The following is a 20821-nucleotide window of genomic DNA, read 5'->3' on the forward strand; positions in this document are numbered from 1 at the left end:
TTAATATTGAAAAATTGAATTGAGAGAGTGTCTTTATAAATTCGATGAACTGTCAAAAGACCAAATAGTTTTCAAACGTTTAATTTGAATCTTTTGTGAGTAAATCCGTCCTTGGACATAAATAAAAATTGAAAGTGTTTAGTGGACAGAGGGAACAATCTTTATATCATCAATAGTGGCGTCATACATTTTGCCATTACTGGATACAAATGAAGCACGCAGTTGGTAAAACTGGCCTGTGGGTAGCTCGGCACTAGGGATTAGATCTTCAAACGAAAAGGTCATGGTGGATTTTCCTGATTCAGTTTTTAAGGCGCTTGCATCTATTAGGACTCTGTCTTTCACTGGGACCCATTTGGATTGAAAATGGCGCAGCCAAAAGCGAATTCCCCCTTCATCTGACGCAATAACTCTATTACCTGATCCGGCGTGGTATTCGACGGTTAAAGTAATTTTATCGTTTTGAGTCCATACCTTATCGCGCAATTTTTTCTCATTCGTAAATTTTATAAAGGGTGCGATGGTCGGCGCCACGTGCAGTTTTATGGTGTCTTTGACAGTAGGTTGTTTTGCGGAAGCTACTTTGATAATTGCAGTGCCGGGTTGTAGTGCGGTGATTGTTCCCGCTGCATCTACCCGCACGACTTTTATATTGCTACTGCTCCAGATGAGTTCCGAGTTGTCGGCATGAGCTGGAAATAAAGTAGCAGTGAGTGTAAGGCTTTCACCCACCAATAATTTTGTCGGTGATGGTTCGAGTGTTAGCGATTTTGCGGGCACGGCAAACCAAGGCTCAATGGTAATGTTGCTCTGCGCATTTACTCCATTAGTGGGGCTGGTGGCCGTTATAGTCGCGCTTTGACCAATGTTACCCAGCGCGGTGATTTGGCCTTGCTGATCTACAGCGATAATATTTTCATCGCTTGATGACCATTGCAGCCGGGTGTCACCATTGGCTGGTGTTAAGTGGGCGGAGAGATTTAATTTTGTACCTTGGCGTAGATTTGTTTGTGCCGGTTCAAGGCGAAGACTTTCTAAATCTGCTTTGTTGGTATCAAATAATTGATTGGCAGGTTTGTTGGTGAAATTTTGAATTTCACCATTGCGCCATCTAATACTGATGCGCTCAATTGTTTGTGCATTCCCTAAACCAAAATGCACAATGTTTAGCAGGCTTTGGGAAAAAATTCCTCCCGCTGAACCTACCCGTTTGCGATAAACACCTTGCGCGGTGGTGATTTTAACTTCAGCGCCTATGGCATCCACATGGGCTTTAGGTGAATAGCCCACTCGTACTAATGCGTAATGTCCGGTTTCATTTTTTTTGTTGCGATAAAGATACCATTCACCACCTTCACTGCCATTTAATAGGTCTAGGCCGCCATCCAAATCAAAATCAAAGGCATGGCCCATATCACCATTGCCGGGGCCGCCAACATCATTGGCGCCGTGTTGTGTCAGCGTGTAGAAATGACCTTTGCCATCGTTTAATAGTATGTAATCAGAAATGCGCGCGCCAATATTCCCCCAGCGATAAAGAAATAAATCCGGATGGCTGTCGTTATTAAAATCACCCGTGGTGACACCCAATGTATTACCGCCGGGTTGAATCTGCCATGCGTGTGATACGTCAGTGAATTTTCCACCGTCATTGCGCAATAGAATGTCATCCATGTTGCGATTCTCGGGAATAAATTCGGTAGTGGCGCTAGTGACACCAGAGAGGCTAAATTTAAAATTCCAAAAAATATCCCCGTTGCGAACTAATGCGGCTTTCCAGCGGCCTTTGCCCAAGTAACCAAAATAAACACCATTTTTCGCAATATTATCCGGCCAGCCTTGCGCTTCGCTTGGATCTATTTCCAGCTCCTGTCTAGCAGAAAGCATTTTTGATGTTTTTTTGCTACCCAGAAAAAAAGGATAATCTTTTCCTCTGAATTCACCTTGTGCGAGAAAATAATAATTGTGCAATTTGATTTTTCCTGCAGCGGTGAATTCGAATTTATCCACACCTTTAAAACCGCGTGGTTTGATCGAAAACTCCTGCGTGATGGGGTCGTGATCGACTGCGGGTGCTTCGCCTTTGCCGTGTTCAACTTCTTTGCCGCGTGCGAGGTAAAGATCCTGATCCCCATCATTGTCGATATCCAAATCGGCAACTGCCATTATGTTATGTAGGGCGATGACCTCGGCAGGAAATTGCGCGGTAATATCGGTGAAGGTAAAATCGCCATTGCCCAGCCAAACCGAAAGCGGGCCAAATAAAATCACATCATCAATATTGTCGTGATTTAAATCGGTCACCAAAGAGCGCGAAGGTTCCTGATCTTGCAAGTCTGCGATTGTGCGTTGCGTAAAAGTTCCATCACCTTTATTTTCGTAAAAAAAATGTTGCGGCTTTTCATGGGTAAGGCTGGATTCGTTAATGAGCATTAAATCCAAATCGCCATCCAAATCCATATCTGACCATTGTGCGGCGCGGCCACGGCCTCCTTTGTTGATACCTACATCACCTGTAGTGAGTATCATTGTGCCATTGTCATTGGTATAGAAATTGGCTTTGGAGGGATCTGTGCCATTGCCGCCACCTTGGGTGACAACCAAATCCAGATCGCCATCATTATCGTAATCACCAGCAGCGGTGCCGTGCAGATCGTGCATAAACCAGCGCGCCAGATTTTGACTGTGTTTGGTTACAGTACCATCGCCATTATTCCAATAAAGTTTGCTGCTCTCTTCATTGTGATTATTCACAATGAAATCGTAATCGCCGTCGTTATCTATATCGGCGATTGTGGGGCCCCCGTATTTAATTGAACTGACTTTATCTATACCAGCGCTAACGGAGATGTCTTCGAATTGAGGTACATGCTGATCGGGGATATCTATAAATTCAAGACGCTGAATGTTGAGTATTGCGTTGTTGGCTCTAAGGCTGAGCTTAAGTTTTCCCGGCGCAGGAAGTTTGATGAGCGCGGTTAATTGCTGCTGACCAGAGTGCGGAATATCAATATTGTCGAGCAGTAATTCATCGTTGGCGTAAAGACTAAAGTTGGCATAGTTTTTTGGGTTGTCGACGACTAACACCATTTTTTTTATTAAACTGCCTTGAACCTGATATTGAATTGTTTTCGGTGTTACAGGGTCGAGATCAATATCGCTGACAAGGGCGGCGGCCTGACTGTTGATTGCGCTTAGGAGCAAAACTGTGCAGAGAAACGATAGATATTGAAGGCAGGAATAGGGTACTTTTTTTATCATCATCTAACTCACCATAAAGTTATAACGGTAGGTATGGCGGCATCACGCAGCGCATTAATGTGCTACTTGATGCGGCCGAGCCTAAACTTTAACTCAGTGTTCGGACTGGCGATAGTTAAATGTTGACAAAATTTGATGAAGGGAGGGCGCGAGTTACAAATCCCCTAGCTGCTGCGCAATTTTATTTGCAGTGGTCACTACCCGTGTGTGCAGTTCTTCCTGTGCTATAGCGGTGCTCCAGTGCGACTTGAGCGGCGAAATAGCCAATGCCGCAATCACTTTACCCTCTGGTCTACCAATGAGCGCGGCAAAATCGGTGGCGCCTTCGATAAAAGGGCTTGGTGCCGCGAGGTAGCCATTTTGTTTTATCGGTTCCAATTCGTTGATCAGGGCAGTGCGTTTATTTTTACTGAGTTTGGCGTAGTCGGCGTCGCGCTCCAAAATCATATCGCGCACGGCTGGGTTGCTATTGGCAAGTAACACCTTGCCTGCCGTGGTTGTCATGGTGGGGAATAGGGAGCCTTCACTCATATTGAGCGAGATAGGACTGTGGCCGCGCGCGTGCACAATAATCATGGTCTGGCTTTGGTAGAGCATCGCCAAATAGCAGGATTGGCCAATGTTGACCGCCAGATCTTCCATATAGGGCAGCGCGCATTGGCGCATTTGATCGATAGGCGAAATACTGCGCGATAGGTTGTACAGCTTGAGCGACAGCCGATAGCGCCCCGATAGTTCATCTCTCACCAAATAACCCCGCGCCTCCAGGCCGACCAGCACCCGATAAATATCATTGGGGTTGCGCCCCAAACCTTGGGCGATCTCAGTTTGAGATTTGGGCATCTCCTGAGTCACCAGGTATTCCAATATATCCAGCCCTTTATCCAGAGCGGGAACCGCGTATTTATTGCTGGCAGTAGTCAAAGTCGTTTGATCCTATTGTCTGGTGTCTAGCTCGATTTTTCAGGGTGAGGCAAGCCATGCATTCTTGTCCATCAACTGGCTCACCCGCAAATTAGTTCATTCACAAAAATACCCTATCCGCCGTCAAATAAACAGAAATTACCGGTTTTGAGTATAGGTTTTTTTATTTTTATAGAAATAAAGTATTTATATATAAATAAAATGCTTGCCTTTTAATATCTGTTAAATGATGATTGTTAGCAATGCAAGCATGCAGACATAACCCCTTGGAGACCAGATAATGAATGCAAGAAAACTGACTCAAGAACAGATTGATGCCTACCATCGCGATGGCTATGTGATTGTGCGTGGCTACTACACGCCAGAAGAAATCAAACGCTTACAGGATGCCGCCTTTAATGACGACTCTTTAAATGAGCGAGCCTGGCAGAAAAAAGATGGCACCGGAAAGGTGAGCAAGGTGTGCTTGTGGCAACAAACAGGCGATGATTTTTACAGTATGTTTTCCCGTGGTCGTCGTTTGGTGGATACCGCAGAAACCTTAATTGGTGAGCCGATTTATCACACCAGTACCAAAATTATGATGAAAGAACCCTTTGTGGGTGGTGCCTGGGAATGGCATCAGGATTTTGGTTACTGGCATCGCGATAACCTTATGCTGTATCCAAAATCCTTGAGTTGTATGGTGGCAATTAACCGTGCAACGGTAGAGAACGGCTGTCTACAAGTGTTGAGAGGATCGCATCATTTAGGGCGTTTGGATCACAGTAAAACCGGTGATCAAAAAGGTGCTGATATGTTGTTTGTGAACGAAGCAATGAAATATCACGAGCTGATCAATGTTGAATTGGAGCCGGGTGATACTTTGTTTTTCCATTGCAATTTGCTGCACAAATCCAATGAGAATCGGTCATCCGAACCGCGCTGGTCCATGATTTGTGCCTACAACGCCATCACCAATCAGGCGTTCCAGGAAAACGAAGCGATTTATTATCCTTTGTATCCCGTTGATGATGACGCCATTCTGAATTGGAAGGCTGCATAACTTTTTCAGTCGTGTTGTTGATTATTGCTCTGCCGGAGTAGTGCTCGGCAGAGCTTTTTTATTGTTTTATTCGGAGCTTGCCCGCCAATGATTAAGCAAAATATTCCCTTGCCCAAATCCAATATTGATCCACATGGTCTGATTGTAGGGCAGGGCGATTTTCAATATCGGGTTAATAGTCACTGGGGTTTGCTTGATGCGCAAAAAACGCCGGTAGAAAATTGTCATGGCTTGGCGATGGATTCGCAGGGGCGCATAGTGATGGTGACCGATCATCCGCGCAATAACGTGATTGTGTATAACAAGGATGGCAAATTGCTCGATGCCTGGGGCACGCAATTTCCGGGAGCACATGCGCTGCGCATTGTTAATGAAAACGGTGAAGATGTTATTTATTTGGTGGATAGTGGTTGGGTGCTGAATCGCAATTGGGATGGCAAATCTACCGATGATTGGGCATCACCCTACAATAAAGTGATTGCGCAAAGTGGCTTCATCGCTAAGCTCACCTTGGATGGCCGTTTGATTTATACCATTGGTCATCCACAAACAATTGGGGTCTATCGCCCGGATCAACCTTTTCGCCCGACCGACATAGCCGTGGCGCCCAATGGCGATCTCTACATTACCGATGGCTACGGCTCGGATTATCTACTGCAGTACGACGCCAATGGGTGTTACATTCGTCACTGGGGTGGTGGCGATAACGCCAACCCTGCACACAATTTAAAAAACACCCACGGCATAGAAGTGGATTTACGCAATCCGCAAGATCCGCATTTGATGGTGAGCTCACGCGCAGAGCGAGCATTAAAATTATTTGAACTCAATGGCGATTATCGCGGAGCAATCGATGCGGCCGGAGCTTACATAGGTGGGCCGGTGTTTAGCGGCGATCATTTTTTTGCCCCGGTATGTTGGTCGCACATCGATGGAAAAAATGCCGACGATTCAGGTTTTATTAGTGTGTTCGATCGCGACAATCGTGTTGTCGCTAATTTAGGTGGTACTCAGCCTGAATATATCAATGGTGTTTTGCAGCCTATGCGCAGCACCTGGGATGTATTTAACCACTGCCACGCACTTTGCGTGGATGAAGATGAAAACTTGTATGTAGGTCAGTGGCGAGCAAATCAAACTTATCCGTTCAAATTGGAGCGGGTGTCAGGCTAACTGCTCATTCTAAAGCGTTATTCCATTTTGAATCTATTGCGAGCGTTTAATGAAAAATTTAGACGTTCGACAATTATATTTTCAGGTATATTCTATAAGGATAAAGAGTCAATGGGTGTAATCAGTTGTTATAGGTGATTTCACTATCACAAAGGTCAATTGTTGCCGATGCGTAAAAATATAATAATAAACTATGCTTTTATTTGTTTCATATTATTGAATAGTTATATTTGTCATGGTTGTTCTCTAACAGCAACGATTCCACTTATTGAGTCGGAAAAAGATAAGCTTATCTATGATCTCTTAGTGTTGTCTTTGTCAAAAACAGACGTCAATGTTTGCTTGACTCAGTTGGAGCAAGTTATTACTGATGCGAGAAAAACCCGCCGGGTCGAAGAGGGAAGCTTAAGTCTAAAGTGGTCGTCGGCCTCTAATCCATTGGAGAAAAATCTGAAGCCAATAAAAATCCCTATTTTTAAAGGATTGCTGGGGTATCGAATTTTTGTAATTCGCAAAGGTGATCAGAATCGATTTAATTCCATAAAAACACTTGAAGATTTACGTAAGTTAACGGCGGGGCAGGGCTATTTTTGGGGCGATACAAAAATACTGCAAACGGCTGGAATTCCGGTTGTCACGGCAGCGCAAGGGCGGAACCTATGGTCGATGTTGGCCAGTCATCGTTTTGATTATATGTCCTTGGCGGTGCATGAACCTTGGCTGGATCTTGAACATCGCGCCGAGCTTCAGCTTGAGGTGGAAAAAAATCTGCTATTAGTTTATCCATCTGCAATGTTTTTTTATGTTTCAACAGGAAATAAAGTGCTTTACGATTTGATTTCATCCGGTATGGAACGTGCGATCAATGACGGCAGCTATGATCGTTTATTTTATCAATCTCGCATGATTCAGGCTGTAGTTGAGCGCGTTAATTTTTCTACGCGCAAGGTTATCTATATTAACAATCCTTTAATTGATACGAGTCTCTTGCCGACTAATCCCAAATATTGGTTCTCTTTACCATTACTGAATTTTATTCCTGTACAATAATATCGTCCTACGCCAGTGGGGTAATGAGGTTGCTTTTCCAGGAAATCAATTTTTCTAAATGTGTGGCTGAGCTAAGTAATAAATAGCAAAGATTTAAATAGCCTCTTTTATGACACTCTTCAAGTGCTGCACCACTGAGTTGTTGCAGAGCATTTTCGTCTATACCATAAAAACCTTCCAAGGCTGTTTGTGCGCCGTTGTTGAGTGTTATATCCAAAGTAATAGGCATTAATAGCTCATGTTGATGCAGTTCTTGTAAGGCGATGCGCGATAATTGTGCGCCGCTCATAAGCTGTGTAATCATTTTTTGGATTCGCAGGAGGTAGGGGGATGGATTTCCATTATGGTCGAATATCGCTTCTGCTTTCTCATGGGCAATATTTTCCAGTAGTTCACTGGATTCATTGATGGCTATTTGGCCTATGGCTTTTGGGTTGTTTTCAGGAAATATTACCTGAAATGGATGCCTTAATAGATCCATAGGTATAAAGCGTGCGTTCCATTGCTCATGTTGGAGATACAAATTTTCGCCAGTTTCAAAACCCAAAATGGCATTTAGTTGAAATTGTCCCGTAGTACTATTTTTATTAATGAATATGGGATATTCGTGTACCAAATTTGAGAGTTCATTAATATTAATGTAAACACGATTAACTTGATGATGGGTGCTATTTAATTTGGCGGTGTTTACACCTAGCTTATTGTGCTTAACGGGGTCTAGTAAAACAATGTTTCCAGTTTTCATGAAATTTTCCTCATAAAGCCTTAGATGCTGCTAAGGCCGTATAGATTAATTTTTTGTAGTAGTTTGCGCTGTGTCGGCAAAATATCTAGTAATTGTCTGGTAATCATTTTATTTTTCATCACCAATTCGGCCGCCATTTTTTGTATTTCCGCGGGGGTACTGAAAACGAGGTTGGTTTTAAATCCCATACCATATAAAACATATTGATAACTTAGTGCATGGAATATTTCACCGGTGCGGTCAAAGTCATAGTGTTGAGGCGAAGTGTTTTGCCAGAGTAAAAGGCGCTCACTTAAATCTAGTGGAGTGGTGCTTGGTTGGCGATTGTCTTGCCAAAAGGGCGAGTCATTTCGTTGGTTTAAAAGATAGTGCAGTTTGAGAAAATCTACTGCTCGCTCCCATCGATAACTAAATCGCTCATTAAACCGTTTGGCAATAATGGGTATAGCGGAAGTGGTCCTAGGTAGCTGTTCGGCAATCATTAATGCCGAGAGTTCAACCATTACCAATGCTGAGGCTTCCAAGGGTTCCAAAAAACCGGCAGAAAGGCCTACTGCCACACAATTATGTTTCCAGAATTCTTTGCGATAACCAGAGTTAAAATGAATTTCTCGTATGCTGATGTGCGAGCTATCACCGCCAGTTTCATCAATGTAGTTAATTAATTGTTGCGTGGCATGATCGATGGATTGATATTCCTTGGCAAATACATGTCCCACACCGCGACGAGTGGGTAGGCCTATATCCCAAATCCAGCCAGCTGTCTGCGCACTAGAAAGAGTGGCAGATGCTATAGGGCTATCCTCATAGGGGTAAGCAATTTGTGTGGCGAGTGCGCAGTTGGTAAATAAAATGTCGCTTATTGAAATTTTTTCAACGCCTAATGTTTCTCCCAATAGCATTGCTGTAAAACCTGTGCAGTCAACAAATAAATCACCGGTAATTATGCCTGCACGGTCTGTTATTAATGATTGAATGTGTCCATTTTCTTGCTGCGTAATTTCTGTTACCTCGGCAAGAATATGGTGTACGTGAAGGTTGGTTAGACAGTGCTTTCGTAAAAATTCTGCGAAGCGACCAGCATTCAAATGATAGCCATAATTAACGATGGCATCATATTCAGCCGTGGTAATCGTCTTGGGTGCCAAACTTGCTTCGCATATGGCTTCTTGCGGATGAAATGCGGTTGAGAATGACATAGGGTCATTGGTATTCAACCAATGTTCTGCCAGATTAATGCTGGATTGACCTTGCGGGACGGAAAAAGGGTGATAGTAAAAATCTTTTTCTGAACCATCTTTCCAGCGTAAAAATTTTGATCCTTGCTTAAACGCAACATCGCACTCACGAATAAAGGCGGTTTCGGATACACCTATTTTTTTTAAGGTTGCGCGCATGGTAGGCCAAGTGCCTTCACCTACACCAATAATAGGTATTGATGGTGATTCACAGAGCGTAATCTGGAGTTCACCTTGTTTGATTTTGTGTTGATGCTCAGCAGCAATTATTCCTGCCGTTAGCCAGCCAGCAGTACCGCCACCGACAATCACGACTGATTGAATGAGGTTGTTTGTCATTAATCATCCTTTTGGCAGGTTGCGCAGACAAGCATGATGGTCTTCATAGAGCAGCCTTGGTAGCGTGCGAAAAACAGGTTGGTAAAAATATGTGATTTATCGGTTTATTGTAGGTGCATATTCTATCTCAATGGTGTAAATTGTTAACAATAGGCAATTTCAGTAAATTGTAGCACGTCTACATGATGGCGCCAGTTAACACGATAATCAGCATTAGTTGGATGGGTATATGAAACCAGTGTTTGTATTGAGTGATCATCCACACCGTCGGTTTAATCCGCTGACGGGCGATTGGGTGTTGGTCTCACCTCATAGAGCCAAGCGCCCCTGGCAGGGTCAAATTGAAGAGCTGGCGGCGGATGATAAACCTGCCTATGACTCGTCTTGCTATTTATGCCCAGGCAATACCCGCATCAATGGTGCGGTGAATGACAATTATATCGGCGCTTATGTGTTTACCAATGACTTTGCGGCGTTGGAGCCGGAAGATAGGGATTATCAAAGCAGTAGCGATTTGTTTTGTGCCGAGAGTGAGCGCGGTACCAGCCGTGTGATTTGTTATTCCGAAAGCCACAATAAAACCCTGCCAGAAATGTCTCAGGCAGCGGTGACAGAGCTTATCGATACCTGGTGCGATTTATATCGCGAATTGGGTGAAAGTCATTCCTGGGTACAGATTTTTGAAAATAAAGGTGCGATCAACGGCTGCTCTAACCCTCATCCCCATGGACAAGTTTGGGCAACAGGTTCGGTGCCGACATTGCCGCAGCGGGAAGATGAAAAGCAGTTGGCTTATCAACATAAGCATCAACGCCCAATGCTGCTGGATTATGTGCAGCAAGAGCTGGCCTTTAAAGAACGTATTGTGGTGCAAAATCAGGATTGGTTGGTGGTAGTTCCTTATTGGGCTAGCTGGCCATTTGAAACGCTGCTGTTACCGCTGCGTCATGTGCCTGATATGTTGAGTCTTTCTTTATTGGAACGCGAATCACTGGCCGATATTCTGATTCAATTAACAACGCGTTACGACAATCTATTTAAAACCTCCTTTCCTTACAGCATGGGGTGGCATTGCGCACCTTTTACTGCAGAAGATCATAGCCATTGGCAGTTGCATGCCCATTTTTATCCGCCGTTGTTGCGCTCGGCATCCATCAAAAAATTCATGGTGGGTTACGAAATGCTGGGTGAAGTTCAACGCGATATTACTCCTGAACAAGCGGCGCAGTATCTGCGCGATCAATCCGGTATTCACTATAAAAATGCGGCATCTACAGATTAAAAGGTAATTGGTTATGAGTATGTTGGAAAATGTTACCCAGTGTTTTACCGAGCATTTTGATCAATTGCCGGATTTTGTTTCCAAAGCGCCGGGGCGGGTTAATTTGATTGGCGAGCACACAGACTATAACGATGGTTTTGTATTGCCAGCAGCGATTGATTTTTTCACGCTGGTTGCCACCTCTGCGCGACAAGATAACTTAATTAAAGTGATCGCGCTGGATTACGCCGGGCAGAGCGATGAGTTTGCACTGAACTCTCTCTATGAAGCTCATCCCATCCAGATGTGGAGTAATTATGTCCGTGCCGTTGTGCGCACATTGGTAGATCGTGGTTATCAGCTCAAGGGCTGTAATTTGGTAGTGTCAGGTAATGTCCCTCAAGGCGCTGGTTTAAGTTCTTCGGCATCTTTGGAGGTTGCCTTAGCGCAGGCGCTTTTAACCGTTGCTGGCATTCAAATTCCGGCCACCGAATTGGCTTTAATTGGCCAGGCAGCGGAAAACAATTATGTCGGCTGTGCCTGCGGCATTATGGATCAACTGGTATCGGCTGGCGGTCAACAAGGTCATGCACTATTGATCGATTGTCGCAGCTTGGAGACTACACCAATCCTTATGCCGTCTGAGTTGTCGATTGTTATTATCAATTCGGGTGTAAAAAGAGGCTTGGTCGACAGCGAATATAATTTGCGTCGCGAGCAGTGTGCAGAAGCTGCGAAATTTTTTAAACAATCGGTTTTGCGCGATGTAACCAAAGAACAATTTTTTGCTGCTGCCGATCAATTACCAGAGCTGGTGCGCAAGCGCGCGCAACATGTGATTGAAGAGAATGAGCGAACCTTGAAAGCAGCTGAGGCATTGGCAACCAATAATGCCGCACTGTTAAGTCAGTTGATGGCGGAGAGCCATGGGTCCATGCGCGATTTGTTTGAGATCACCACCCCTGAAATTGATTATCTGGTGGCAGCGCTGGATAAAGAATTGGGCAGTGATGGCGGTGTGCGTATGACCGGCGGCGGTTTTGGCGGTTGCATCGTCGCTTTAGTGCCACAACAAAAACTGTCCATAGTTGAGCCCATTCTGGCTGATTACCAATTAAAAACGGGTTTGATCGCCACGCCTTTTATCTGTACACCAGAGCAGGGCGCTAGTTTAGTAGCCTTGGAAAGTTAATATTCTCCTCGTGACTCTTTGTACCTGTTGAGGGCTATATCTTGGGTGAGATGATTGCCATTGATTGGGGCGGTACCAATTTTCGGCTACAGGTAGTGAATGCTGTAGGCGATATTGTTTATAACATTACCCGGCCAATTGGCATTAACCAATCATCGCGCGCCGAGCTTGAGCAATGTTTAATTGATGCGACTACACAATTGCCTGCGCAGTATGCGAGTGCACCGATTGTGATGAGCGGTGCAGTGGGTTCGAATATTGGATTGTATGAAACGCCTTATATTGAATGTCCGGTGAATCCTTATCAATTGGTCGAGCATTTAATTAATATTCAAGTGAGCGACATTAATGCTTTTATCGTGCCAGGAATTAAAACTCATGTGCGCGAAGGTTTGCCTGACGTCATGCGCGGTGAAGAAACCCAAATTCTGGGTTGGATGCAGCAGGCAAGTAGAGCGGAATTAAAAGAGGCACTCCTGTGTTTGCCCGGAACCCACTCTAAATGGGTGCTAGTTAAACGAGGAGAGATTGTTGATTTTTACACCGCATTCTCCGGTGAGCTTTTTGGCAGTTTATGTGCACAGAGTTTGTTGGTGAGCGGCACACAAATTCATGATGAAACCGCGTTTCTTCAAGGCGTTAAGGTCAATACGAGAGATACTTTTTTATTGAATTTAATGTTCAGCGCCCGCTCCAGAGTGTTAGCAGGGCTACATGAAAAAAATGTGAGTGCTGCGTACCTATCGGGTGTATTGATAGGTGCCGAAGTAAAAGCAGCAATGAAACTGTACGGAAAGAAAAAAAATATACATCTGATTGGTGCAGATCTTTTAGTGAATAGTTACGCCACAGCGATACAAATTTACCAAGGGAAATCGATTAAACATCAAGGAGCATTGATGGCAGCAAAAGGGGCAAGGTTATTGGCTAATCGATTTTTAGTGAATCACTCGCTGGAGCGCCGCGCCTGACAAAAATCGTATCTACTAAACCGTATACCGAATAAACGCTGTTTCTGATAAAAATAGTTCAAGTCATCATGTTAAAAAGTGAGTGAGATATGGGTGATCTTCCAGAAAAAAAATTAAGCAAAGCCAGTCTTCGTGCAATTGAGCGCGGTTACGACCAAAAAAATGCAGACTGGGTATTTGAATTTGATGTGAAGCCTTTGGGCGGTGATTTTGCCTATCAAGAAGGCGTGATTCGCCGCGATCCTTCAGCGGTTATCAGTGTCGATGGTGTTTATCATGTTTGGTACACCAAAGGTGAAGGTGAAACTATTGGTTTTGGTAGCGATAATCCTGAGGACAAAGTGTTTCCCTGGGATAAAACTGAAGTGTGGCATGCAACCTCCAGTGATGGTTGGGATTGGAAAGAGCAGGGGCCTGCAATCGTAGCCGGTACACCTGGTTCCTATGATGATCGCGCGGTATTTACGCCTGAGGTTCTTGCCCATGAAGGTCGCTATTATTTGGTTTATCAAACTGTCCAAGCGCCTTATTTAAATCGCACCAAAGAATGCATTGCACTCGCCAGTGCAGAATCGCCTTATGGCCCTTGGGTTAAAAGTCCAGCTCCCATTTTAACGCCAGCCGATAATGGTGTCTGGGATGGTGATGAAGACAACCGCTTTCATTGCAAAATTCGCGGCGATTTTGATAGCCATAAAGTGCATGACCCATGTTTGATGTTTTATCAAAATAAATTTTATCTTTATTACAAAGGTGAAATTATGGGGGAGCGTATGAACTTTGGTGGACGTGAAATAAAACACGGGGTTGCCATTGCCGATAAAATTGAAGGGCCTTATGTGAAATCGGAATTTAATCCGATCACCAACAGTGGGCATGAGGTTGTTGTGTGGCATGTGAATGGTGGAATTGCCAGTTTGTTGACTACCGATGGGCCAGAAAAAAATACCTGCCAATGGTCACCGGATGGTATTAATTTTGACATCATGGCGCATATTAAAGGTGCACCAGAGGCGTTGGGTTTATATCGCGACCCCGCTGCGGACACTCAAGACCCTATGGCTGGATTGGCGTGGGGGCTGTGCCACAAGTATGATTCTTCGTGGAACTGGAATTATATTTGCCGTTTTAAAACCCGTCGGCAGATATTGGATCCTGGCACCTTTCAGAATGTAGCATCCTGATAATCTCCCCCTGATATTTTCGTAAGCGCTGCGATAGCTTGTTTCGCAGCGCTTTTTGTTTCTGCGCTTATTCCTGCCGTCCCTTTATCTTCCTGTAAATTCCCGTAAACGTTCTTAATTTGCCGCAAAAACTTCTTGCTTATGGCATTGCAATCTCCCTCTATTGGCGCTAGCATTGTGTTAAATGTTAACAATTAACGGGTGGTGTATGCTGCGTATAATAATTTTAAGTATTGCCATATTTGCGCTAAATGTGTTTGCAGCGGCTCCTACCGTTATCACCTTTGGTTCGGGGGAGATAGCGCCAAAAGAGGAAATCTACGAGTACCACTTGTTGCGCCTTGCCTTGGATGCCACCAAGGCGGAATATGGCGACTACGAAATTAGAGATTTACCTAAAGGTGATGTGCCTACTTATTCGCGCCTCCGGGTTTATGCTGAAGATAATCAATTTGAAAATTTTGTTTATAAAGACTCTGCCTCCAATGAAATTGTTGAAAAATTACATGGGGTAGAGTTTCCTGTGGATCTGGGTGTTACAGGCTACCGTATTGGTTTTGTGTCGCCAGACTCTAAGCGTAAGTTGGAAAAAATTGAAACTTTGGAAGAGTTGAAGCGGCTGACCATTATACAGGGGCGTGGTTGGTTGGATAGCGAAATACTCAAAAAAATTGGGTTTAAAGTTGTTGAGGGTGGCAATATAAAAGGTTTGTTTTATATGGCCGCTAATGATCGCGGCGACATATTCTTGATCGGTGCTAATGAATTGGAGCGGGAGTGGAAAAAGAATCAGGATGTTAATTATTTAAATTATGACCAGCATGTATGTATTTATTATCCGCTGCCTAAATTCTTTTTCTTGAATAAAAAAAATAAAACCTTGGCTGATCGAATTGAAAAGGGGCTTCACATTGCCTATGAGTCTGGTGCTGTTAGAAAGCTGTGGGATGAATACTACGGTGATGCGGTAAAATTTTCTGCGTTGAATAAACGAAAAATATTCCGCTTTGATAACCCGTTGATTGATGCGTTAGGTAAAGATTATGAGCGATTTGTTATAAATCCTGAATTGCTATAATTTTGGAGGCTATTCATGCGCTGGCAATCACTAAGTGTGAAAGATCCTATTGAGTCAGCTAAACGTTACCAGCGTTTGTTTTCTGCTCATGTTATGGAGTTAAAAAATACGCTTGGCGAAAGTAGTTTTTATATGAATTTAGGGGGAGCCAGTTTAAAGCTGGCCGTTGCTCCTTGTGTCAATGCAGATTCACAGCAGCGAATTGAGCTGCGCATGAAGGAGAAGGATATATTTTCCATAGTTGATAGCTTGATTCAGGCGCGGGAGCTTTTTCAAATTGAATCTACAACTGGAAATTTGTTTTATACGGATGTTGATGGCAATATTTTCGAAATTGTTTGCATTAAATAAGGTTTATATGAACTCCGTATTTGGGAAATGGTAATGAAATCGTATCTTAGGAAGGTTTTGGTAACCGGAGGTGCAGGTTACATAGGTAGTCATGTTTGCATCGAATTAATCAACAATGGTTACTTTCCGGTAGTGGTAGATAATCTATCAAATGGAAAATTAGAGTCGCTGGCCAGAGTTGAAAAAATTACCGGTGTTAAACCGGATTTTTTTCAGTTGGATATCAATGATAAAGCCGCGTTACATCAAGTTTTTTCTGATTATGCGATAGGTTGTGTAATGCATTTTGCGGGCTTGAAAGCGGTGGGAGAGTCTACCCAAATACCTATCAAGTATTACCGGAATAATGTGGCGGGTACTTTGTCTTTGCTAGAGGTCATGGAAGAGCATTCCGTTTTTAATTTTGTCTTTAGTTCTTCGGCGACTGTTTATGGTGATCCGGTGTCGGTACCCATTGATGAATCATTTCCTCTTTCAGCCACTAACCCTTATGGTCGCAGCAAGCTTATCGTAGAAGATATTCTGCGCGATATGGCCAAGGCACCTGACAATCAGTGGAACTTTTCAATTCTGCGTTATTTTAATCCTGCGGGCGCTCATGAGTCAGGTTTACTCGGTGAGGATCCCAGGGGGACACCTAATAACTTGATTCCCTATATCGCCCAGGTCGCAGTGGGCAAGCGGGAGGCGCTTACCGTTTATGGCAATGATTATGCGACCCCTGATGGCACTGGCGTGCGCGATTACATACATGTCGTGGATTTGGCCCGAGGTCATGTGGCAGCACTCAATGGTTTGACGCAGCAGTCGCGAGGTTGTTCAACCTATAATCTGGGTACTGGCGCTGGCTATTCCGTATTGGAGATGTTGAAAGCATTTGAGCTGGCGTGCGGCAAATCTATACCCTATGTGATCAGCGCGCGCCGCCCCGGTGATATCGCCAGTTGTTATGCCGACGTCTCTCTGGCTAAGGAGCGTTTAGGTTGGGCAGCTGAATACAATGTTGAACGCATGATGGCGGATACTTGGCGCTGGCAATCGCGCAACCCGAATGGTTTTGCTGAATAAGTTTTCTCTGTGTTCGCTGTTGTGTTATTTGGGAGGCCTGCGCCTCCTTTTTTTTGTCTGTTACTTTGTCATTATCGCTTTAATGGTGCGTTCTCCATGGTTACCTTTTTTCACATTCTTTTAGCTATAAATGTAAATTGCTAACAATCTACAATTGATTATTGACAATGCGGAATTGCTGAGTAGTATTGGAAATGGCGTTAAATACTTTGCTTTTTTGTGCCGATTCATGTTGCTTGGAATGGATGGCATGAAACAAAACAATAAATACCTTCATGGGGGCTTCACGATGTCAAACATCACTCACCGCCTAAAAATTACGGCGTTGTCAGCAGCAATATGTGCAGTTAATAGCGGTGCTATTTATGCACAACCAGTTAACAGTGCGTCTACGGAAGAACAGGAAGTGGAAGAGGTTACCGTAACTGGTATCCGTGGTGCACTTCAGCGCTCGATAGATGATAAGCGCAATGCAAAAAACATTACCGATACGGTTAATGCTGAGGATATGGGTAAAACCACGGACCAGAATATTGCAGACTCTTTGGGGCGTGTGACAGGGGTGACGGTCGTAAGCCGGGATGGTGAGGGGGCCAGTGTAACAGTTCGCGGTGCAACTGCTGCGCAGAATACTATCACCTTGAATGGTCAACAGCTTACCAGTACGGACTTTAGTCAATCCGTTGATCTAAGTTCATTTTCAGCAGATATTCTTTCTAAGCTGGAAGTTGTCAAAACGCCAAGTGCTGATCACGATGAAGGTTCATTGGGAGCAAACATTAATTTAGAAACTGTTCGCCCGCTGGACCAGCGTGAAGATTCTCGCTCGATTACTGTGCAGGGTCGCTATAACGGTTTTTCTGACGAGGCCGATCATAAGTTGCAATTTTCTGCAACACAAAAGTTTTTGGATGACACCTTGGGCGTCGCCTTGAGCGCATATGATGAAACGAACACCTACCGTAAAGACCAATACCGAGTAGAAAACTTTATTGCTTCTCCTGAGATCGCTGCAGCGACTGACCAAAACGGTGAAATAGTTTCAGGTATTAAGGCTATCTACCATCAAAATACCGGTTATGAGTTACATCAAAACACGTCTGATCGACAAGGTATGACTCTTGGTGTGCAGTGGGCACCTTCCGAAGATACCGAATTGATGTTGGATACGACTTATAGCAAGCAAGACCAAACCCGTAGTTTGGATGCACTGAAAACACGCTACCCAGGCAACGCCAATTTTGTTGAAGGCAAAAAGCCATTGGGTGATTTGCGCCCTGCAGCATCATTTACTGATCCACAAGCAGATTGGTATGGCGTGGATACTCGCACTAATACCATGACAAAAATGGTCAATCGATTTGGTGCTGGTGACATGACTCGCGCTGAGGGTGGGGACGAACAAGAAAACGCCAGTGCAAGTTTGAAGTTAAAACAAACGTTGACTGATCGTTTCCGTATGGAAGCGCAAGTTGGCTATTCGGAAAGTACTTCAGAAAGCTTACCTAATGCATATGCGGCCTTGCAAAACTACAAGAATATTCCTGCTAGTAAGTTATTTGATGCGGGCGCTGATGTAGAGCCGGTGGGCTATGACTGTACGAGCGGACGTTGTGTTCAAGTGTTTGGTACATCATTCGTCGATTTTGGTGATCAGTTATTAGACGAGACGGTTGATGGCGTATTGATTCCTGGATATGAAGATAACATTGTCAAAACGGGTTTTAATCCATTGGATACAGACACATTCCATTTGGCATATCTCTCTGAAACCGATGTGACTGTTGAGGATACATTACAGAATGCACAGGTTGACTTTGACTTTGACTTAGATGTACTTGGCCTGACTACGGTCGAGTTTGGTGCAAAAGTTACCCAGCGTGAAAAAATGGTAGATAACCAACGCTATCAATTTAACTCCGTAACCAAAACAGATGTTGTTACCGATAAAAATGGTAATCCAGTTGCCGTTCCGGGTGGTGCTCTACTTGATGTGACTGCATCTTTAGTTGCACGTGATGGTTTGGACTATAACGATTTTATGAGTTCATTGGGTTACGGTCGTGACAATGCCACTAAAGGCTGGCTGCCTATTGATGCGCGCGCAGCTGTAGGTTTGGTATTGGATGATGAAAACACTGTTCGCACACCTAATGATACTGAATCGCGCACCACAGATATTGACACTCAAGCGTTTTATTTAAAAACCAACTTCTCATTTCTGGATGAGCGCCTCACAGGTGATATAGGCGTTCGATATGTAAAAACAGAAGTGGAATCCAAAGGTTATGCGGGTGCAGATTTTTGGCAGTTCAGTGAATCACTTGAGCGTGAGTTTGATTTATTGAAATTAAAAGAATTGCGCGATACCTCTTTGCCCGAGTGTCGCCCTTATAGTACTGCTGACGCTGCTAATCGTCCTGGTTACGAAAGCAAATTTGAGCGTGTTGATGGACTTGGTTGGGACACCTCCAGTGGTAGTGATCCTGCTGGTTGGACACCTATTCCTGATCAAGGGCCATGTCACGACCCTGACTATGCTGCGTGGGTTGCCTATCAGCAAGATCCAACTTTGCCTGATCCTGGGGTAACTATTAACTGGTTGACCATGTGGCGGTATGCCGATATATCAACAACTCGTGAAAACGGTTGGGGCACTGCTGTTTCTTATGATGGCACAACGCCTATTGCATCAAATAATGCGAATCAGTTTGATTTTGAAACCTTAACTAATAAAGAGCTTCAATCATTTGAAGCGCAAGGCTCTCACACGTATAGCAACGTATTGCCGAGTTTAAATCTTAATTACGCATTCCGAGAAGATTTGGTTGGCCGATTTGCCATTTCAAAGACTATGACGCGTCCGGAAATTGATCAACTGCGTCCTGGCTTTCAGGTGGTTGAAAATGGCTATTGGGCAGCGGGTGATACTGGTAGCAAAGTGAGTATGTACAACACTAAATTGGATCCATTGGAATCCAAAAACATTGATATTTCACTTGAGTGGTATTTCACTGATTCGGGCATGTTGAGTGTCGCAGTATTTAATAAAGACATGACCAATTTTACCGATGTAGAAAGTGCAAAAACCTATATCTCTGACTTGCGCAATGTTGATGGGCCTGTCGATGCGTCGACATTGATTAAGTTGCCAACAGATGATGCTGCTAATGATTATGGCTTACAGGGTTGTATGCCATTGCGCGCAACAGCGGATTATGGATGGTGGGCAACAGACCCCAATCGTTTTAGTAATGATTTGCGCGATCTATGTGCCGAATACAGTGTAAATAAAATTATTAATGGTAAAGGTGCAACTATCACTGGCGTGGAATTGGGCTATAGCCAATCCTACGATTTCCTCCCCGGCTATTTCTTGAGTGGTTTGGGTATGTCGGCTAACTACACCTACCAAGACAGTGAATATGAGCCTGACAAATCCACTATTGATCCAAGCAAAGATTTACCCGCATTCCCTGTTGCTGATACTCCAGAGCATAGTTACAACTTGACAGCCTATTGGGAGCAAGATGGTCATCAAGTGCGCTTGAGTTATCGTGGATCCAGTGATTCTTTGGTGGGAACAGATTACAACACGGGTTTACAAGGGCGTACTTGGAATCAGGGTTCAATCTGGAATGAGGGGCGCGATACTTTGGACTTTTCTGCTACCTATGCATTTAGCGAAAACATGGATTTTACCTTTCAGGCAACCAATCTGACTGATGCCGTATATCGCACGTATTTTACGAGCCGTGAATTGCAAGTGCAGCGGGTTTACAGTGCAGATAATGCGTCGGGTTATGAGTTTGTTGCCTACGAAGAAGGCAATCCATTAGATGGTGAGGCGACGAAATCCCGCACTTACACTGAATATAAGGTAGGGGCTACCCTCCGTTTGGGTGTGCGCGTGAACTTCTAATTCATCTATTGAGACCGGT

The 20821-nt window shown here is 44.1% G+C and carries 16 protein-coding genes; 11 read left to right on the forward strand and 5 right to left on the reverse strand.

What is annotated here, in order from left to right; genetic code table 11:
* Positions 1–138 precede the first annotated feature (138 nt).
* Both VC28_RS03360 and VC28_RS03365 read right to left on the reverse strand, forming a co-directional pair.
* Positions 139–3264: an FG-GAP-like repeat-containing protein gene (locus VC28_RS03360; protein ID WP_231591629.1), complete on the reverse strand. Its 3126-nt coding sequence runs from the start codon at positions 3262–3264 to the stop codon at positions 139–141.
* A gap of 150 nt (positions 3265–3414) precedes the next feature.
* On the reverse strand, positions 3415–4185 hold the full coding sequence (locus VC28_RS03365) for an IclR family transcriptional regulator (protein ID WP_049629405.1): 771 nt from the start codon (positions 4183–4185) through the stop codon (positions 3415–3417).
* Between the two features lie 280 nt (positions 4186–4465).
* Here VC28_RS03365 and VC28_RS03370 point away from each other — a divergent pair, with 280 nt between their 5' ends.
* The 3 genes from VC28_RS03370 to VC28_RS03380 all read left to right on the forward strand — a co-directional run bounded on the left by VC28_RS03370 (position 4466) and on the right by VC28_RS03380 (position 7453).
* Positions 4466–5230: a phytanoyl-CoA dioxygenase family protein gene (locus tag VC28_RS03370; protein ID WP_007640721.1), complete on the forward strand. Its 765-nt coding sequence runs from the start codon at positions 4466–4468 to the stop codon at positions 5228–5230.
* A gap of 87 nt (positions 5231–5317) precedes the next feature.
* Positions 5318–6403 carry an NHL repeat-containing protein gene (locus tag VC28_RS03375; protein ID WP_049629406.1) on the forward strand — a complete coding sequence of 362 codons (1086 nt, stop codon included), beginning with the start codon at positions 5318–5320 and terminating at the stop codon, positions 6401–6403.
* Positions 6404–6571: 168 nt separating this feature from the next.
* Complete coding sequence (locus VC28_RS03380; protein ID WP_156184273.1) at positions 6572–7453, forward strand: type 2 periplasmic-binding domain-containing protein; 882 nt, start codon at positions 6572–6574, stop codon at positions 7451–7453.
* A 7-nt stretch (positions 7454–7460) separates the two neighbouring features.
* Here the strand turns inward: VC28_RS03380 and VC28_RS03385 are convergent, their stop codons facing one another.
* Both VC28_RS03385 and VC28_RS03390 read right to left on the reverse strand, forming a co-directional pair.
* Positions 7461–8198, reverse strand: coding sequence for a SapC family protein (locus VC28_RS03385; protein WP_049629407.1), 738 nt, complete (start codon positions 8196–8198; stop codon positions 7461–7463).
* A gap of 20 nt (positions 8199–8218) precedes the next feature.
* Entirely contained in the window at positions 8219–9775 is a 1557-nt protein-coding gene (locus tag VC28_RS03390; RefSeq protein ID WP_049629408.1) for a tryptophan halogenase family protein, read from the reverse strand.
* A gap of 229 nt (positions 9776–10004) precedes the next feature.
* Between VC28_RS03390 and VC28_RS03395 the strand changes: the two genes are divergently transcribed.
* The 7 genes from VC28_RS03395 (at position 10005) to galE (ending at position 16880) form a co-directional block, all read left to right on the forward strand.
* Positions 10005–11057: a UDP-glucose--hexose-1-phosphate uridylyltransferase gene (locus VC28_RS03395; protein WP_049629409.1), complete on the forward strand. Its 1053-nt coding sequence runs from the start codon at positions 10005–10007 to the stop codon at positions 11055–11057.
* A gap of 13 nt (positions 11058–11070) precedes the next feature.
* Positions 11071–12228 (forward strand): galactokinase, encoded by a 1158-nt coding sequence (galK, locus tag VC28_RS03400; protein WP_049629410.1) that lies wholly within the window; start codon positions 11071–11073, stop codon positions 12226–12228.
* Positions 12229–12278: 50 nt separating this feature from the next.
* A complete protein-coding gene (locus VC28_RS03405; protein ID WP_049629411.1) occupies positions 12279–13199 on the forward strand; it encodes a 2-dehydro-3-deoxygalactonokinase in 921 nt (306 codons plus the stop codon).
* 89 nt (positions 13200–13288) lie between these two features.
* Positions 13289–14383, forward strand: coding sequence for a glycoside hydrolase family 117 protein (locus VC28_RS03410; RefSeq protein WP_049629412.1), 1095 nt, complete (start codon positions 13289–13291; stop codon positions 14381–14383).
* 184 nt (positions 14384–14567) lie between these two features.
* Positions 14568–15461: a type 2 periplasmic-binding domain-containing protein gene (locus VC28_RS03420; RefSeq protein ID WP_231591630.1), complete on the forward strand. Its 894-nt coding sequence runs from the start codon at positions 14568–14570 to the stop codon at positions 15459–15461.
* Positions 15462–15476: 15 nt separating this feature from the next.
* Positions 15477–15812, forward strand: coding sequence for a hypothetical protein (locus VC28_RS03425; RefSeq protein ID WP_049629415.1), 336 nt, complete (start codon positions 15477–15479; stop codon positions 15810–15812).
* Between the two features lie 33 nt (positions 15813–15845).
* Entirely contained in the window at positions 15846–16880 is a 1035-nt protein-coding gene (gene galE / locus VC28_RS03430; protein WP_049629416.1) for a UDP-glucose 4-epimerase GalE, read from the forward strand.
* A gap of 148 nt (positions 16881–17028) precedes the next feature.
* Here galE and VC28_RS20025 read toward each other — a convergent pair whose 3' ends face one another.
* Positions 17029–17157 (reverse strand): hypothetical protein, encoded by a 129-nt coding sequence (locus tag VC28_RS20025; protein WP_255355998.1) that lies wholly within the window; start codon positions 17155–17157, stop codon positions 17029–17031.
* Positions 17158–17169: 12 nt separating this feature from the next.
* Here VC28_RS20025 and VC28_RS03435 point away from each other — a divergent pair, with 12 nt between their 5' ends.
* On the forward strand, positions 17170–20802 hold the full coding sequence (locus VC28_RS03435; RefSeq protein ID WP_049629417.1) for a TonB-dependent receptor: 3633 nt from the start codon (positions 17170–17172) through the stop codon (positions 20800–20802).
* Positions 20803–20821 lie beyond the last annotated feature (19 nt).

Origin of the sequence: Cellvibrio sp. pealriver (assembly GCF_001183545.1) — a bacterium.
In the GTDB taxonomy this organism is placed as follows: Bacteria; Pseudomonadota; Gammaproteobacteria; order Pseudomonadales; family Cellvibrionaceae; genus Cellvibrio.

Bases quoted from the DNA above. Each gene is read 5' to 3' on its own strand.
- VC28_RS03360 (WP_231591629.1), bottom strand. From the start codon at position 3,264: ATGATGATAAAAAAAGTACCCTATTCCTGCCTTCAATATCTATCGTTT.
- VC28_RS03370 (WP_007640721.1), top strand. From the start codon at position 4,466: ATGAATGCAAGAAAACTGACTCAAGAACAGATTGATGCCTACCATCGC.
- VC28_RS03375 (WP_049629406.1), top strand. From the start codon at position 5,318: ATGATTAAGCAAAATATTCCCTTGCCCAAATCCAATATTGATCCACAT.
- VC28_RS03380 (WP_156184273.1), top strand. From the start codon at position 6,572: ATGCGTAAAAATATAATAATAAACTATGCTTTTATTTGTTTCATATTA.
- VC28_RS03385 (WP_049629407.1), bottom strand. From the start codon at position 8,198: ATGAAAACTGGAAACATTGTTTTACTAGACCCCGTTAAGCACAATAAG.
- VC28_RS03390 (WP_049629408.1), bottom strand. From the start codon at position 9,775: ATGACAAACAACCTCATTCAATCAGTCGTGATTGTCGGTGGCGGTACT.
- VC28_RS03395 (WP_049629409.1), top strand. From the start codon at position 10,005: ATGAAACCAGTGTTTGTATTGAGTGATCATCCACACCGTCGGTTTAAT.
- galK (WP_049629410.1), top strand. From the start codon at position 11,071: ATGAGTATGTTGGAAAATGTTACCCAGTGTTTTACCGAGCATTTTGAT.
- VC28_RS03405 (WP_049629411.1), top strand. From the start codon at position 12,279: ATGATTGCCATTGATTGGGGCGGTACCAATTTTCGGCTACAGGTAGTG.
- VC28_RS03410 (WP_049629412.1), top strand. From the start codon at position 13,289: ATGGGTGATCTTCCAGAAAAAAAATTAAGCAAAGCCAGTCTTCGTGCA.
- VC28_RS03420 (WP_231591630.1), top strand. From the start codon at position 14,568: ATGTTAACAATTAACGGGTGGTGTATGCTGCGTATAATAATTTTAAGT.
- VC28_RS03425 (WP_049629415.1), top strand. From the start codon at position 15,477: ATGCGCTGGCAATCACTAAGTGTGAAAGATCCTATTGAGTCAGCTAAA.
- galE (WP_049629416.1), top strand. From the start codon at position 15,846: ATGAAATCGTATCTTAGGAAGGTTTTGGTAACCGGAGGTGCAGGTTAC.
- VC28_RS20025 (WP_255355998.1), bottom strand. From the start codon at position 17,157: ATGAAGGTATTTATTGTTTTGTTTCATGCCATCCATTCCAAGCAACAT.
- VC28_RS03435 (WP_049629417.1), top strand. From the start codon at position 17,170: ATGTCAAACATCACTCACCGCCTAAAAATTACGGCGTTGTCAGCAGCA.